This is a genomic window from Gilliamella sp. B3127, from assembly GCF_026536935.1.
Classification (GTDB): domain Bacteria; phylum Pseudomonadota; class Gammaproteobacteria; order Enterobacterales; family Orbaceae; genus Gilliamella; species Gilliamella apicola_E.
The window spans coordinates 492,015-508,851 of sequence record NZ_JAFNNI010000002.1 but is presented as its reverse complement, the minus strand read 5'-3'; the positions used below and the strand labels follow the sequence as shown (position 1 = coordinate 508,851).

Genomic DNA, 16,837 nt, shown 5'->3' with positions numbered 1-16,837 from the left:
TAAAAAAACTTTATTCAAGTTTCTATGTTCATGGAGGGTAATTATAAACCCATTAATTTTCGCTCACGTTGCCATTCAGTCGGTGTATAGGTTTTGATTGATAATGCATGGATTCGATTATCATTAATAAATTCCGCTAATGGTGCATAAATAGCTTGTTGTTTTTTTACACGACTTAATTCAGCAAACATTTCACCAACGGCAATAACTTGAAAATGGCTGCCGTCGTTTGTTAGTACATGCACATCGTCGAGGTTAAGTGAATTTTTTAATTTAGCTATAATTTCTTGTTTATCCATTATTTAAACTCAGTATTAACTATTTTATAAAAAAAAGTTGAGGAACGGGGTTTTTGAGCTCTCAAATTGCATCAATTTTGATGATTAATCACTGTTTGCAAATCATAAAGCTCAATTAGTGTTTGTAATTGTGGGCTGATCCCAATCAATTTTACATTATATTGATTACAAAAATAGACAAGTGTCGCGAGTCCAGAAGAGTCAACCCGTGTTACTCTAGATACATCAATATGGCTTATATTGCTTAATAGTGTATCTTGAGCAATCCATAAATCATTTAAAGAGTGAAAATCAAGTTCACCGATTAAATTAAGTGCATTTTGTTGTTTTTCTGCTTGGATTCGCGACATAATGAACTAACCTTTTTGTTTAGCGTTTGGATCAATTTTGCGATTGGATAGATCATTTAATTGTTTGGTTAATGCATCTATTCCATTTTGGCGAAGAATAGCTGCCCATTCGTTTTGTTTAGTTGTAACCATGCTTACTCCTTCAGCTGTTAAGTCATAAGCTTTCCATTCACCTGTTACTGTATTTTTTCGCCATTGAAAATCGATACGAATAGGTTGTTGATTTTTATCTGGCTGATTTAAAAGCACGCGAATTGAAATAAGTGATTTGTTAGTTAAATCTTTTGGTGCCTCAACTTGGTAAGTTTGACCGTTGTACATAGAAAGTGCTTGAGCAAAAGCTTGAACTAAATAGTTTTCAAAAGCTTTGAAATAAGCTGTTCGTTGTGCGTCAGTTGCTGATTTATAAGCATCACCTAAAATTAATGCGCCTGCATATTTAACTTGGACATAAGGCAATAAATCCGCTCTTACAATATCTTTAAGTTTATTTGGATTTGACTTAATTGATGCTGATTGAGCTTTCATCGTACTAAATATTTTGTCAGCAGCAACTTGCATATCGTTATAAGGATCGTTTGCAAATGCTGAAGAACTTATTACTAATGCAAGTACTAAAAAAAGGGCTTGTTTAAATTTGGTTAACATAGTTACTCCTTACTATCATTGGTATCTTGTTTTTTATCTGATGATCCGCCTGTGCTATATAAAAATTGTCCAATCAAGTCTTCGATCACCATGGCTGGTTTTGTATTGTTAATGACATAACCATCTATAAGATAAGCTGGTTTATTATTACTATTACTCGTTGTTGTAGTGGTATCAGAATCTAATGAATCAAGTTCGTGTTCAATGCTTTGATCTAACCCAAAATTGATATCAATAAATTGTTCACCTAATAGGCCAGAAGTTTTGATTGAAAGCGAGCTAGAACTTGGAATTCTATTGTATTGAGCATCTAAATCCATAGTGACATAAGGTTTATACGTTGCACCTTTTTCTGATTTAAGACTAATATTACTTACACGACCAATCACTACACCGCCAATTTTAATTGGTGATCTTACTTTTAATCCACCAATGTTATCAAATACTGCATAAACACGGTAGGAGTTATGACGAGCGAAAGACGTTGGATCGGTAACTCTAAAACATAAAAATAGTACTGAGCAAATAACCAGCACCATAAATAACCCTACTGTAATTTCAACTTTACGACTCATGTTTAATGACCTCAATTACTAAACATTAATGCGGTTAAAATAAAATCTAACCCCAAAATAACTAATGATGAATAGACAACGGTGTTCGTTGTTGCCCGACTGATTCCTTCTGATGTTGGCACACAATCATAGCCATTAAATAGAGCAATCCAAGTACTAGCGATTGCAAATGCAAAGCCTTTAACAAAACAATTGCCTAAATCGTGCCACCAATCGACATTACTTTGAATGGATGACCAAAAAAATCCTGCATCAATACCTTTCCAATCAACACCTACTAATACACCACCTAAAATGCCAACAGCGACAAAAATTGCTGTTAGAAACGGCATACAAAAAAATCCAGCCCAAAATCTTGGTGCGATAATTCGTCTTAATGGGTCGATTGCCATCATTTCCATACTTGATAATTGCTCGGTGGCCTTCATTAGACCAATTTCAGCGGTTAAAGCTGAGCCGGCACGACCTGCGAATAGTAATCCTGCAACTACAGGTCCAAGTTCTCTCAACAGCGCAAGTGCGACTAGCATCCCCAAACTGGCTTCAGCACCAAAGGTGGTTAAAATGAAGTAACCTTGTAGTGCTAGTACCATTCCTATGAAAAGACCGGATACGATAATAATTGATAGCGATTGTACACCGACAAAGTAAAATTGTTTAACAAGTAATGGGAATTGTTTGCTAAATTGAGGTTTACCGATAAGTGCACCAAATAGCATTATGCCTGAGCGACCTAGCATCGCGATAATATTGATTATTGATCGCCCAAGTTTTGCAATTAAGTTTAACATTAGTTTGCACCTCTACTTAGGTCTAATTTGTAATCATCCGCAGGATAATGAAATGGTACTGGGCCATCGGCTAATCCTTCAAGGAATTGTTTTACTCGTAAATCATCATTATTGCGTAATTCTTCAGATGTACCGCCAGCAATAATATGTTGTTCAGCAACAATATAGGCATAATCGGCAATACTTAATACTTCACTAACATCATGGCTAACAACAATACAGGTTAATCCAAGTGATTGGTTAATTTCAGATATAAGTTTGACAATTACGCCCATGGATATAGGATCTTGCCCAGCAAAAGGTTCATCAAACATGATTAAATCAGGATCGAGTGCTATTGCTCTGGCTAATGCTGCCCGCCGTGCCATTCCTCCAGATAGTTCTGAAGGCATCATGTTAGCTGCACCACGAAGTCCTACTGATTGTAATTTCATTAATACCAAATTATGTAAAATAGGTTTTGGTAAATTAAAATGTTCTCTTAATGGATAAGCAACATTATCAAATACTGATAAATCAGTAAATAGAGCCCCAGATTGGAATAACATACTCATTCTTTTACGGACTTCATATAACCTTGAACGAGTCATACTAGGTATATCTTCACCATCAAATAGGATTTGACCTGATTGTGGCTTAAGTTGCCCGCCAATCAGTCTTAATAGTGTAGTTTTACCTATTCCCGATGGCCCCATAATTGCGGTAACTTTGCCTTTGGGAACCGTCAAGTTCATATTTTTATAAATTGGACGAGTCCCACGATAAAAAGACATATCGTGTATTTCGACCAGATTTTGTTGTAATGTGTTGGTCACAATGAGTTCCTACACTACCATAATTAAATGTCGGTTATTTTACTTGATTATTACAAATAAACAAATGTATTAAGCAAGTAGCTGATTTAGTGATGGTAATCATAAAATATGCTGAATTTATTTGTTCGTCATTTTATGCTAAAACTTTTTTAATATTTTAACTATATGAGAATATTGAATTATATTTATTGATTTTTTGTGGTAAATAGTGGCGTTTTGAAATAAACGCCAGTATAAAGTGTTGCAATAGGGTTTAATTAGTTGAGATCATTCGTGTCTTGCCTTGCGTGCCAAATAATTACCAATGCTTTGTACAATTTGTATTGCAATAACTAAGATCACAACACAGATATAAATGACGGTATCATCAAAACGTTGATAACCTTGCGAATAGGCGACATCTCCAATACCACCTGCGCCAATAGCCCCTGCCATTGCTGTAGCCCCAATCAAACCAATTGTGGCGGTTGTGAAAGTTAAAATCAATGAACTAAATGCTTCTGGTAGCATAAAGTGCCAAATAATTTGTACTGGCGTTGCGCCCATCGATTCAGCTGCTTCAATAATACCGCTTTTTACCTCTAATAATGAGTTTTCAACAAGCCGAGCAATATAAGGCGCAACATAAAAAGTTAAGGGCACAATTGCTGCTGTCGTACCGATTGATGTGCGAACTATAAAGTAAGTAAATGAATGAAGTGAAAAGAGTAAAATAATAAAAGGTAATGAGCGAACAAAATTAATAATTGGGTTAATAATCTGATAAACCCGTTTATTTTCGAGTAAACCTGATGGTCGGGTGGTGACTAAGCAGATTGCTAATGGAACACCGATTAATGCGCCTAATATTAATGAAAAAACAACCATATATAATGTGTCTAATGATGCTTGTGCATATTGCTCAACGGTCACTCTGGTTAGAAAATTAGTATTTATATAATTGATAAAATCGTTGACTATTTCCATTAGTTGTTCTCCCAATGTTTGATTTCTGTAACGTTAACCCCATTTTCGCGAAGAAATTGCACTGATTGTTCGATATTATTATCACTTCCTTTTAATTGAACAAACATACTGCCTAATACCGTTTTTTCGATTTCAGACATATGGGCAAATAAAATATTCACTACTACTTTCTGCTGTAAGATCAATGCGTTCATAACCGGCTCTGAGGCCGAACGACCTAAAAATTCAAGCTTAAACAACTTAATATTATGTTTATCACCCTCAATTTTTAGCAGATTTTCAACAACACCTTCAGGGATTTGGTCATTAATAACTGAACTAACAAATTTTTGTGTGGTTTTATGCGTTGGATGACCAAAGACATCAAGTACATTGCCATGTTCGATAATTTTACCTTTTTCCATAACTGCTACTTTGTGACATATTTGCTGTATTACATGCATTTCATGGGTAATTAGAACGACAGTTATTTTATATTTATCATTAATTTTTTTTATTAATTCCAAAATAGCTTGAGTAGTTTGTGGATCGAGTGCCGATGTGGCTTCATCACAAAGCAAAATATCGGGATCGTTCGCCAAGGCCCGAGCAATTCCAATACGTTGCTTTTGTCCACCTGATAGCTCTTTAGGATAGCTATTAGCTTTATCGCTTAATCCAACAAATTCGAGCAGTTCATGAACTTTCTGTTTAATCGTTTGTTTATCTTTTTTGATGAGGACTAGAGGGATCGCAACATTTTCATATACGGTTTTGGATTCAAGTAAATTGAAATGTTGAAAAATCATGCCTATTTTACGGCGAACTTGGCGTAATTGAGAGTTTGATAACTGATTCAATGGTTGGTTTTGAATAACAACATTGCCTTGAGTTGGTTTTTCAAGAAAGTTTATCAGACGAACTAGCGTACTTTTTCCTGCACCACTATAACCAATAATGCCGTAGATATCGCCTTTTTGGATAGTTAAGTTGATGTTTTGTAATGCTTGGGTGGTAACTCCATTTCGTTCGTATTGTTTCGATACATTTTCAAATTTTATCATTATGTGATACCTATCAATGTTGTGCTACTTCAATTAATCCTTGCTTAGCGAGATTGGCTAAATAGTTGGCTGCTGGCATAATCATGTCAGTATTAACTAAAAATTTTGGATGATGTAAAGCATAAGGGCTTTGTGAACCAAGATTGATAAATGCGCCAGGTACATGATGCAAATAGTGGGCAAAATCTTCACCACCAAGTTGCGGTTGAAAATCAACAACGTCATAACCTTGTTGTTTGGCAATCTTTTGACAAAAATCGACCCACTTAGCAACATTTATGATTGATGGCGGGCCATCAAACCATCTCAACTCTGCTTTGGCTCCCATGCTAAGTGCAATATTTTCAACAATGCTTTTTAATTGTTGTTTGACTTTTAACCTTATATCAGGAGTTAGCGTTCTTACAGTGCCTTCCATCTCAACAATTTCAGGAATGACATTCCATGTGTTCCCTCCTAAGAATTTTGTAATGCTGACAACCACAGCATCAAGCCCACTTATTGTACGACTTGATATTGTTTGGATAGCACTAATAATTTGTGAACCAATAACAATTGGATCAATTCCTGACTCAGGTCTTGCCGCATGGGCTCCAATCCCTTTTATTGTGATTTCAATTCGGTCAACGTTTGCTGAAAAGGGGCCTGCTCGAGAAGCCATTTGGTTAATGGTTAAATTAGGATTATTGTGCATTCCTAAAATAACATCAACGCCATTAAGCGCACCAATTTCTATGAAATGTAATGCACCACTAAAATTTTCTTCAGCGGGTTGAAAAAGTAATCGAACCGTTCCTTTCAAATGCTCTTCATTGGCTTTCAATAAGTAAGCTGCTCCCATTAAAACAGAAGTATGCAGATCATGACCGCAAGCATGCATTACTCCTTTTTGGGTTGAACGGTATTGGCAATCTGATTGTTCAGAAATGGGTAAGGCGTCAATATCGGCTCTTAAGGCTAAGACTGGTGAGCCTGAACCAATTTCAGCAATAACACCAGTTTTTGCGCCTAGCTCTAATATGCGAATATTCGCTTTTTCTAAGTAATACCTTAATTTTTTGGTTGTTTCAAACTCCTGATTTGAAAGCTCTGGATTTTGATGTAAGTCGAGAAAAAGCTGCTCGATAATAGGTGCAATAGCTTTTGTCATGGTAAGTCCAATTGATAAAAATATTGATATTTTTACAGTAGCACAGCTGATATTTTGGCTCTAATAATCGTTTTTTATAACTTATTCCAAAAAGTTATAAGATAGAATTACATGGAATAAATGAATTATTTTTTATGTGTTAGAGTAGTTTTAAAATTTACACTTCACTGAGGATAGTTCAAATGAAAATGAGGTTCATCAAGCAAAAATTAGTTAATAATGTTGTGGTGTTAGCTTTATTTAGTTCTCTTTTTTTTATTACAGCATGTGATAACTCATCATCGAAAACCGATAATCAAACTAAAAAAGAGATCAGTATGGGCGTTTCACCAGGACCGTACAATGATCTGTTTAATGATGCGGTTAAACCAATACTAGAATCAGAAGGCTATAAAGTTAAGTTAGTTAATTTTCCACATTTATTAGAATCAGATGTGGCATTAAATGAAGGCAGTATTGATTTAACGGTAGCTCAACATACTGCATATATGGATGTGTTTAATAGTCAACGCAAAGCTCATTTAAAACCAGTGGTGCATGTACCTTCGGTTCCAGCTGCAATATTTTCGAATAAGTATACGTCGATAAAAAATGTTTTTCCGGGTGCTAAAATTGGAATTCCTCAAGATGCATCAAATGCAGCACGTTCTTACAACTTGTTGGAAAAAGCTGGTTGGATTAAGTTAAAACCAAATAGTAATCCAATTATTGTCGGCAAAAATGATATTGCCGAAAATATTGCGGGTGTTGATATTGTTGAAATGGATTCAGCCAATATTCCAAGAGTTTTAAATGAGTTAGATTTCGCCGTCATTCCAGGCAGTATCGTTTATTCCGCTAATATTGACTCGAAAAAAGCACTTTTGTCTGAAACAATTATTCCTGATTTAGAAATTATGGTTGTAGTTAATGAAGGTAATGAAAATAGTCAATGGGCAAAAGATATAAAGCGTATTTACCAATCACAACAATTTAAAGATTACATGCAAACACATAATCAAAATGGTTATTGGGTTATGCCACAAGAATAGTGATCATTTAGCCCGTTTAAATGCGGGCTTTTTAATATTTAGGCATACTGGTATCAACAGTTCGAGCCCAAGCGTCAATGCCACCAGTTAGATTGTAGAGAACATCACAATCAAATCCATTTTCAACCAAGTAATTTGCAACGTTAAGACTCCTTACACCATGATGGCAATAAATAATAATATCAATTTCATCTGGGATTTTATCTAAATAAAGTGGTATGAGATTCATAGGAATATGTATTGCTCCCGCTATTGCACATATTTCTACTTCATTAGGTTCGCGTACATCAAGTAAAAAAAGCGGTACGTTATTATCGATCTGTTGTTTTAGTTGCAAAGGTGTTATTTCTTTTATTATTGACATTATTCAAACTCATTCTATCTAAAAAAAGTTGAGGAACGGGGTTTTTGAACGCTATTTTATGTATTTTTTATTAAAAATCCCATCTTGCTAAAGAATGACAAGATGGGATTTTATTATGCAGCTAAAGCCTTACTAATTTTTTCGTAAAGATCTTTAGATAAATTATTCAACTTCAATAAACTTTCTAAAGCGGCTCTCATTTTTTTCTGACGATCTTTATCATAATGTTTTAGACGGATAAGTGGATCAATGAGTCGTGATGCCACTTGTGGATTTTTTTGGTTTAACTCTGTTAATATTTCTACTAAGAAATGATAACCACTACCGTCTTCTGCATGGAAAGCGACAGGATTATTATTTACAAAAGCACCAATTAGGCTTCTAATCCGATTTGGATTATTCAGTGAAAATGAGCGGTGGTTGAGTAGTTTTTTTACTGTTGATAATACATTTTGCTCAGGGCTTGTTGCATTCAAGGCTAACCATTTATCCATAACCAAACCATCTTGATGCCATTTATTATCAAAATCGACAAGTAAAGTATGACGGCAATCAAGCTGTGCTTTTACCGCTGCGGTAAGTGCAGCTAATGAATCTGTCATATTATTCGCTTGTTCATATTGTTTTTTGACTAAGGCATCTACTTGTGGTTTATCATTAGCATATGCCAATAATGACAAACAGCAGTTTTTCAGCATACGTTTGCCGATATCTGAATGTTCAATATGATATTCAGCTGTTTGATTATGATGATAGACCGCTGTTAACTCATCATAAAGTTCATTAGCAAACACACCTAATAAGAATTGGCGTACTTGATAAATAGCAATCGGATCAACAACATCAAACAGATTTGCTAATTCATTCTCTGAAGGTAATGTTAATATTTGTGCAATAAGTGCAGGCTCAACAGAATCTGATAATAGTATTCCTCTAAAAGCATCCAAAACAAGTTCAGAGAAAGTCATAGCTAAATTATGTTGATAATTACTGACATTTAAACGGACGTATTTTGCTAATAACATTTGCGCAGCATCGTAACGACTAAAAGCATTACTAGCATGTTGCATCAAGAATATAAGATCACCATCTTGGTAATCGTAATTGAGTTTTACCGGTGCTGAAAAATCACGCAATAAAGATATAATTGGTCTTTCATTAATATTATCAAATACAAATTGTTGTTTTGCTTGTGTTACATTTAATACATGATGTATAGATTTGTTTTGATATTGCAATCCAATCACTTCGCCATCATGTTGATAAAGTTCAATATCTAATGGAATATGTAATGCTTGTTTTTGGCTTTGATCTTGCGTTGCTGGCGTATGTTGCTCAACAGTAAGGGTATATTGATGATTTTGAGGATCGTAACTGTCAGTTACTGTTAAAATTGGGGTGCCCGATTGGCTGTACCATAATTTGAATTGTGTTAAGTCAATGCCTGATGCATCTTGCATAGCAGCAACAAAATCATCACAGGTTGCAGCACTTCCATCATGTCGTTTGAAATAGAGTTTCATCCCTGCTTGAAAGTTTTTTTCACCTAATAATGTATGCATCATACGTATAACTTCTGCACCTTTTTCATATACGGTAACAGTATAGAAATTATTCATTTCAATTACTTGTTCAGGGCGAATAGGATGAGACATAGGGCTGGCATCTTCAGCAAATTGTACGGTTCGTAGTAGTTTGACATCATTAATACGTTTTACTGATCTAAGTCCTTGGTCAGAAGTAAATTCTTGATCTCTAAATACAGTTAGCCCTTCTTTTAAACTGAGTTGGAACCAGTCTCGACAAGTAACGCGATTACCAGTCCAATTATGAAAGTATTCATGACCAATTACGGATTCAATTCCGATATAATCGTCATCTGTCGCGGTTTCAGGTTTAGCCAAGACATATTTAGAATTGAAAATATTTAGTCCTTTATTTTCCATTGCGCCCATATTGAAGAAATCAACAGCCACAATCATGAAAATATCTAAGTCATATTCTAAATCGAAACGATTTTCATCCCAGCGCATGGCATTTTTTAAACTGGTCATTGCCCATTGTGAACGCTCTAAATTACCTTTATCTACATAAATTTCTAAATCAATTTTTCGATTAGAGCGGGTAATAAAGTGATCTTTTAATATATCAAAGTCACCAGCTACTAATGCGAATAAATAGGCTGGTTTAGGAAATGGATCTTGCCATTGAACCCAATGTCTACCGTCGGCTAGTTCGCCTTGTGAAATGCGGTTTCCATTAGATAATAGAAAAGGATATTGTTTTTTATTGGCAGTAATTCGAGTTGAAAAACGAGCTAATACATCTGGTCTATCAAGGTAGTAAGTGATATGACGGAAACCTTCTGCTTCACATTGTGTACAAAGTGCATCACCTGAAACATATAGTCCTTCAAGTGCAGTATTATCAATTGGTTTGATTTCGTTGACGATGGTTAAAGTAAATTCAGATGGAACATTTTTGATGATTAATCCGGTTTTTGTGATTTGATAATCACTCCAAGGTTGCTCATCAATATTTATTGAAACTAATTTAAGTTCTTCACCGTCTAAAATTAAATCGTCAGCTTGAGGATTTTTATTAATAACATGACTACGAGCGATAACTGTAGTTGTTTCTGCAGCTAAATCAAAATCGAGGTCAATATCAGTAATCGTGAAGTCGGGTGTTTTATAGTCATGACGAAATTTAGCAATTGGTTGGATATCAGTTGTACTCATTTTTCTTTGCCTTCTAAAGTGATGCGCTGATCATGTATTTGAATTCATCAAAATAGGTCTTAATTACTTTCACTTTCATTTATTAATCAAATAAAAGTAAATGAATTATCAATATTAATCATTTTGGAATAGATATGGATTAATTTATCAAAATATCTTTATTGGCTATTATAGCGTATTAAAAATAATCTTATTAGATAATTAATCTATATCTTAATTATTATTCTGCTATAATCTCCAGAATTTTCTTGAAAGAACTGATAATAGATAGACATGTTACCCGCAATAATTACATCAATATTAGATACTGATGCTTATAAATTGCATATGCAGCAAGCTGTTTTTCATCATTATCCTGATGTGACTGTGAATGCACAGTTCCGGTGTCGTAGTGATGATTTACTTGGTCAGTATGCTGATCAAATTGCTCATCAAGTTAAATTAATGGAGTCTCTAGCTCTTACTGAAGATGAGTTCGCTTATTTGTCGCATATTTCTTTTTTTAAACCAGATTATTTAAATTGGCTAAAAAATTGGCATTTTAATAGTCAATTGTTAACGATTAAAAATGAAGATGGTCAGCTAGTTATTCAAATTGAAGGTAAATGGGTTGATGTGATTTTGTGGGAAGTACCATTGCTTGCAGTAATTAGTGAGATTGTTCATAAAGATCGTTCTCCTAATATTGGTGTTGATCAAGCACTAGTAAGACTTAAAGATAAATTAGCAATATTTGATACTAATGATATCGATATATCTGGTTTTAATTTGATGGATTTTGGCACACGAAGACGTTACTCTTTTGCTGTACAAGAAGCCGTTGTTAGTTATTTGCAAAACCATTTTACCAATTTTAATAGTACTAGTAATTATTTATTGGCATATCGTTTAGGATTGACACCGGTTGGTACTCAAGCACATGAATGGTTTCAAGCTCATCAGCGTTTAAGTACCAATTTACAAGACTGCCAGAAGACGGCACTACAAGTTTGGTTAGATGAGTATCCACATGATTTGGGTGTTGCATTAACTGATTGTATTACGATGGATGCATTTTTACGGGATTTTGATTATTATTTAGCCTCTCATTATCAAGGATTACGCCATGATTCAGGCGATCCGATAGAGTGGGGCGAAAAAGCGATTCGTCATTATCAGCAATTAGGAATTGATCCTAAAACAAAATTACTGGTTTTTTCTGATAGCCTAAACTTTGATAAAGCGCTTAAAATCTATCAATACTTCAATAACCGAGTAAAATTATCTTTTGGTATAGGCGGTTTTTTAGCTTGTGACATTCCGTCTACAGAGTTTAATACCAAATCCTTGAATATTGTGTTAAAACTCACTGAATGTAATAATCAACCTGTAGCTAAATTATCAGATAGTCCTGGAAAAACGATTTCGAAAGATTTGGCCTTTATTGACGAATTGAAAAGAACGTTCAAAGTCAATCATTAATAATAAAAGTAGATTATTAATGCTAAAAATTAAATAAGTAATATATCATTAACCGGTATTATTAATCATAAAGAAAATTTTTATGGTTAGTCATTTTAAATTTATATTGCTTTTAATAATATTAACTATATAGATAATAAAATAGAGATGGATAATTAAAATGAATTCAGTTGCTCCTATTGTTGACGTGTTACAAGGCAAAATTGCTGTTGGTAGCACTATTTCTGTTCAAGGCTGGGTACGAACGCGCCGTGATTCGAAAGCCGGTATTTCATTTCTGGCTGTTTATGATGGCTCATGCTTTGATCCTATTCAAGCTGTTATAGAAAAAGATCTACCAAATTATGAACAGGATATTTTACATTTAACTGCTGGCTGTTCAGTAAAAGTAACAGGAAAAGTAGTTGAATCTCCTGGTCAAGGTCAAAAATATGAGTTGCAAGCAACGAATGTTGAAGTTTATGGTTTTGTTGACGATCCTGAAACTTATCCTATGGCCGCTAAACGTCACTCAATTGAATATCTTCGTGAGGTTGCCCATTTACGAGCTAGAACCAATATTGTTGGAGCAATCACTCGTGTGCGACATACATTAGCCCAAGCTATTCACCAATTTTTTGATGAACGTGGATTCTTCTGGTTATCAACACCAATTATTACCGCATCAGATACAGAAGGTGCGGGAGAAATGTTTCGAGTTTCAACTCTTGATATGTTAAATCTACCTAAAACAGATAATGGTAAAATTGACTTTGATAAAGATTTTTTTGGTAAAGAAGCCTTTTTGACTGTTTCGGGTCAACTCAATGCAGAAACTTATGCTTGTGCACTTTCTAAAGTTTATACTTTTGGTCCAACATTTAGGGCTGAAAATTCAAACACTACTCGTCATTTAGCCGAATTTTGGATGATGGAGCCGGAAGTTGCTTTTGCTGATCTTAACGATAATGCCAAACTCGCCGAAGATATGTTGAAATATGTTTTCAAGACGGTACTAGAGAAACGTGCTGATGATATGCAGTTTTTTGCTCAACATATTGATAAAGAAGCAATCAATCGTTTAGAAAACTTTATTAATGCTGATTTTGCTCAAGTTGATTACACCGATGCCATTTCTATTTTACAAAATTGTGATGCAAAATTTGAGAATCCTGTCAGTTGGGGAATTGATTTAGCCTCAGAACATGAACGGTATTTGGCTGAACAACATTTTAAAGCGCCTGTTGTTGTTAAAAATTATCCTAAGGATATCAAAGCATTCTATATGCGTATGAATGATGATGGTAAAACTGTTGCAGCAATGGATGTATTAGCGCCAGGAATCGGTGAGATCATTGGTGGTTCGCAACGTGAAGAACGCTTAGATATGTTAGATAAACGTATGGATGAGTTAGGTCTTAAAAAAGAAGACTACTGGTGGTATCGTGATTTGCGTCGTTATGGAACTGTACCACATTCAGGTTTTGGACTTGGTTTTGAACGCTTGATAGTTTATGTCACTGGTGTACAAAATGTTCGTGATGTGATCCCATTCCCAAGAACACCTCGTAATGCAAATTTCTAAAATTTGCTCAAATTATCAACTGACTTTTTGTCAGTTGATATAAAAATTAATATAAATAAAATACAAAAATTGTATAAAAATTAATCAAACGGATGCAATTTTAAGCTTAGACACGAAGTTTTAGGAAAAGTTCACTTGATTTTAATAAATTTTTATACATAATTTACAGTACTGTGAAAATTGAGATAAAAATAATAGTTATAAACATTAGTTAAAAACATTATTTTTGGATGAATAATCATTGTAACAAAATTGACACAACCCAAAAGACGTGTCTTTTAAGAAAAATAACCATGAGGGTAAGAAATGAAACGTAATCTATTAGCAATCGCTATCCCTGCTCTTTTAGTAGCAGCAGGTGCAAATGCTTCTATCGAAGTATGGAATAAAGATGGTAACAAAGTAGACTTTTACGGACGAGTAAAAGCTGCTAACAACATCACTGACCGTGGACAAGCAGGTGAAGGTGATGATACTTCAGCTCGTTTAGGTATGTCTGGTCAAACACAAATCACTGACGGCATCACTGGTTACGGTCGTTGGGAATATCAAGCGAAAGCTGGTAAAGATAATGATGGAGAAGACAGTCATAGCGAAGTACGTTATGCATTTGCTGGTTTGAACTTTGGTGACTTTGGTTCATTTGATTATGGTCGTAATGACGGTGTGTTAAAAGCAATCACTGCATATACTGACGTATTACCACAATTTGGTGGTGATGCAGCAAACAACGATTGGAACGTTCTTTCAGCTCGTACTAAAGCTGTTGCAACTTATCGTAACAACAACTTCTTTGGCTTAACTGACGATTTAAGTTTTGCATTACAATATGCTGATAATGGCGATAACTCAAATCAATTCAAAAAAGATGCAATCAGAGGTGAATCTCGTGAAGCTTGGGGTGCAAATGTTCAATGGAATATTTTTGACACAGGTTTAACTGCTGGTGCAGGTTATGCCCAAACTTCAACTAGTGATAATCGTCAAAGCACTTGGGCTAGTGGTATTAAATACGATAATTATAATCTATATTTAGCAGCTAACTACTTCCAATCTAAATTTAAAGATGTAATATCATATGGACCGACACATAGAGGTACTTATAAAAATGCTGATATTAAAGTTAGAGGTTTTGAATTAGTCGCTCAATATGGTATTGATTTAGATGTGGGTCGTATTACTCCATCTTTAGCTTATGTACAACATAAAGCTAAAGGTGACGGGGTGAATTTTGTCGAAGATAATATTCGTTACCACAATAGCGGATTCAACTCAGCTTTAGCTAAATATGTATCTTTAGGTGCAACTTATGATCTAAATAAAAACTTTAGTGCGATTGTTGAATATAAATTCAACCTTCTTGATCGTGATGACGTTGGGGCTGCTGAAAATACAAAAAATCATCGTGGTCATAAAAACAAACCAGGTACTAAAGACGTGTTAGGTGTTGGTTTAATTTACCAATTCTAATCTCTTAATATCCTTAAATATCTTAAAAAGGCACTTAGGTGCCTTTTTTTTCGCCTATTAAATGTAAAACCATACAAAAAAACATTTTATGCTTAAAAAAAATTAATTTTAAGTCATAAAATATTCCTAATTCGCAGAATTACATGTGATAAATATTGTTAATCTACAGTGTTTCAATAAAAATCTAGTATTCAATAGTAGATATCCCAGTAATAATTTAGTTGCTATTTGAAAGCAACTATTTATTAAACCAAGAACAAATATTTTTGTATCTTTTTTAAATAATAAAATACCTAAGAGGGTAATTAAATGAAACGTAATCTATTAGCAATTGCTATTCCTGTACTATTAATTGCCGGAACAGCTAGCGCTTCTATTGAAGTGTGGAACAAAGATGGCAATAAAGTTGACTTTTATGGTCGAGTCTATGCTTTAAATTATCTTACTGATCGAAATAATCAAACTGGTGAAGGTGACAAAACGACAGCTCGTTTAGGTATGTCTGGTGAAACGCAAATTTCAGATAGTTTGAGTGGCTATGGTCGTTGGGAATATGAAGCAAAAACTGGATCAGATGCTGATAACGAAACTCGTTATGCATATGCTGGTTTAAATTTCGGTGATTTTGGTTCATTTGACTACGGTCGTAATGACGGCGTATTAAAAACTTTAACTTCTTATACTGACGTTCTACCTGAATTTGGTGGTGATGCTTCAAATAATGATATTTATGCATTAACGGCTAGAACAAAAGCAGTAGCGACTTATCGTAATTCAAACTTTTTTGGATTAGTTGACGGTTTGCGTTTTGCAGTACAGTATGCAGATAACGGAGATAATAGTTCAACTCAATATCTAAATAAACACGATCGTACTGACCATGATAGTGCAGAAGCATGGGGTTCTGTAATTGATTGGGATGTGCTTGATAGTGGTTTATCTATTGGTGCAGGTTATGCGCAAACTGGCGGACATAAAGATGCTAAAGCATGGTCAGCAGGTGCTAAATATAATAACGACAATCTTTATTTAGCTGCACTTTATATTCAAGGTAAACAAAAATATGGTTGGGAAAAAGCGTCAAGTACAAGTAATACTGATGATTTGAAAACCAAAGGTTTTGAATTAGTTGCACAATATGGTATTGACTTTGAAGTTGGCCGTTTAACACCTTCTGTTGCATATATTCAACATAAAGTACAAGATGCTTCAAGCTTCTCAAGAAGTGGTGATGCAGGCCTTAAAGGTAATGATTTAGTTAAATATGTTGATGTTGGCTTAACTTACGATTTCAATAAAAATTTATCAGCCATTGTTGATTATAAAATCAACTTGTTAGATAAGAATGATATTGGCGCACGTCGTGCTTTGTATGAAGACGGTACATTTACTAAATCTCAAATTAAAGCAACAGCTAAGGATACTGTTGCATTAGGATTAATTTATCAATTCTAATTATTTTATCTTTTGATTTGATAAAGGCACTTCGGTGCCTTTTTTCTTGTCTTTCTGGATCAAATACTGCTTGCACTTTAATAGATAGTTTGTTAAAAAATACAAAAAATAATA

16 protein-coding genes are annotated in these 16,837 nt (G+C 34.4%); 5 read left to right on the top strand and 11 right to left on the bottom strand.

The annotated features are described in order from the left end of the window. Nucleotides 1-41: 41 nt before the first annotated feature. The 9 genes from J3U00_RS05390 to J3U00_RS05350 form a co-directional block, all read right to left on the bottom strand. On the bottom strand, nt 42-299 hold the full coding sequence (locus J3U00_RS05390) for a BolA family protein (protein ID WP_220225699.1): 258 nt from the start codon (nt 297-299) through the stop codon (nt 42-44). Nucleotides 300-370: 71 nt separating this feature from the next. Next, nucleotides 371-649: an STAS domain-containing protein gene (locus tag J3U00_RS05385; protein ID WP_267331801.1), complete on the bottom strand. Its 279-nt coding sequence runs from the start codon at nt 647-649 to the stop codon at nt 371-373. 6 nt (nt 650-655) lie between these two features. Continuing rightward, nucleotides 656-1,297, bottom strand: coding sequence for a phospholipid-binding protein MlaC (gene mlaC, locus J3U00_RS05380; protein WP_065563614.1), 642 nt, complete (start codon nt 1,295-1,297; stop codon nt 656-658). Between the two features lie 2 nt (nt 1,298-1,299). Then, nucleotides 1,300-1,872: an outer membrane lipid asymmetry maintenance protein MlaD gene (mlaD, locus tag J3U00_RS05375; protein WP_065563613.1), complete on the bottom strand. Its 573-nt coding sequence runs from the start codon at nt 1,870-1,872 to the stop codon at nt 1,300-1,302. An 11-nt stretch (nt 1,873-1,883) separates the two neighbouring features. After that, nucleotides 1,884-2,663 carry a lipid asymmetry maintenance ABC transporter permease subunit MlaE gene (gene mlaE, locus J3U00_RS05370; protein WP_267331800.1) on the bottom strand — a complete coding sequence of 260 codons (780 nt, stop codon included), beginning with the start codon at nt 2,661-2,663 and terminating at the stop codon, nt 1,884-1,886. Further along, on the bottom strand, nt 2,663-3,481 hold the full coding sequence (mlaF, locus tag J3U00_RS05365; RefSeq protein WP_081299570.1) for a phospholipid ABC transporter ATP-binding protein MlaF: 819 nt from the start codon (nt 3,479-3,481) through the stop codon (nt 2,663-2,665). Before mlaF ends, mlaE begins: the two co-directional genes overlap by 1 nt. Before the next feature lie 264 nt (nt 3,482-3,745). Beyond that, nucleotides 3,746-4,345, bottom strand: a complete 600-nt coding sequence (locus tag J3U00_RS05360; RefSeq protein WP_065563747.1) for a methionine ABC transporter permease — start codon at nt 4,343-4,345, stop codon at nt 3,746-3,748. Between the two features lie 98 nt (nt 4,346-4,443). Beyond that, nucleotides 4,444-5,487 (bottom strand): methionine ABC transporter ATP-binding protein, encoded by a 1,044-nt coding sequence (locus tag J3U00_RS05355; RefSeq protein ID WP_065563611.1) that lies wholly within the window; start codon nt 5,485-5,487, stop codon nt 4,444-4,446. A gap of 13 nt (nt 5,488-5,500) precedes the next feature. Next, a complete protein-coding gene (locus J3U00_RS05350) occupies nt 5,501-6,637 on the bottom strand; it encodes an amidohydrolase (RefSeq protein ID WP_267331799.1) in 1,137 nt (378 codons plus the stop codon). Between the two features lie 182 nt (nt 6,638-6,819). Between J3U00_RS05350 and J3U00_RS05345 the strand changes: the two genes are divergently transcribed. Continuing rightward, nucleotides 6,820-7,668, top strand: a complete 849-nt coding sequence (locus J3U00_RS05345) for a MetQ/NlpA family ABC transporter substrate-binding protein (protein ID WP_267331798.1) — start codon at nt 6,820-6,822, stop codon at nt 7,666-7,668. Between the two features lie 31 nt (nt 7,669-7,699). Here the strand turns inward: J3U00_RS05345 and J3U00_RS05340 are convergent, their stop codons facing one another. Both J3U00_RS05340 and pepN read right to left on the bottom strand, forming a co-directional pair. Further along, nucleotides 7,700-8,032: a rhodanese-like domain-containing protein gene (locus J3U00_RS05340; RefSeq protein ID WP_267331797.1), complete on the bottom strand. Its 333-nt coding sequence runs from the start codon at nt 8,030-8,032 to the stop codon at nt 7,700-7,702. A 113-nt stretch (nt 8,033-8,145) separates the two neighbouring features. Then, nucleotides 8,146-10,773 (bottom strand): aminopeptidase N, encoded by a 2,628-nt coding sequence (gene pepN / locus J3U00_RS05335; protein WP_267331796.1) that lies wholly within the window; start codon nt 10,771-10,773, stop codon nt 8,146-8,148. A 273-nt stretch (nt 10,774-11,046) separates the two neighbouring features. Here pepN and pncB point away from each other — a divergent pair, with 273 nt between their 5' ends. From pncB to J3U00_RS05315, 4 genes are all read left to right on the top strand, one after another. Then, entirely contained in the window at nt 11,047-12,234 is a 1,188-nt protein-coding gene (gene pncB, locus J3U00_RS05330; RefSeq protein ID WP_065734669.1) for a nicotinate phosphoribosyltransferase, read from the top strand. Between the two features lie 160 nt (nt 12,235-12,394). Next, nucleotides 12,395-13,798 (top strand): asparagine--tRNA ligase, encoded by a 1,404-nt coding sequence (asnS, locus tag J3U00_RS05325; protein ID WP_267331795.1) that lies wholly within the window; start codon nt 12,395-12,397, stop codon nt 13,796-13,798. A 306-nt stretch (nt 13,799-14,104) separates the two neighbouring features. Beyond that, nucleotides 14,105-15,268 carry a porin gene (locus J3U00_RS05320; RefSeq protein ID WP_267331794.1) on the top strand — a complete coding sequence of 388 codons (1,164 nt, stop codon included), beginning with the start codon at nt 14,105-14,107 and terminating at the stop codon, nt 15,266-15,268. 309 nt (nt 15,269-15,577) lie between these two features. After that, nucleotides 15,578-16,723 carry a porin gene (locus J3U00_RS05315; RefSeq protein WP_267331793.1) on the top strand — a complete coding sequence of 382 codons (1,146 nt, stop codon included), beginning with the start codon at nt 15,578-15,580 and terminating at the stop codon, nt 16,721-16,723. Nucleotides 16,724-16,837: the final 114 nt, after the last annotated feature.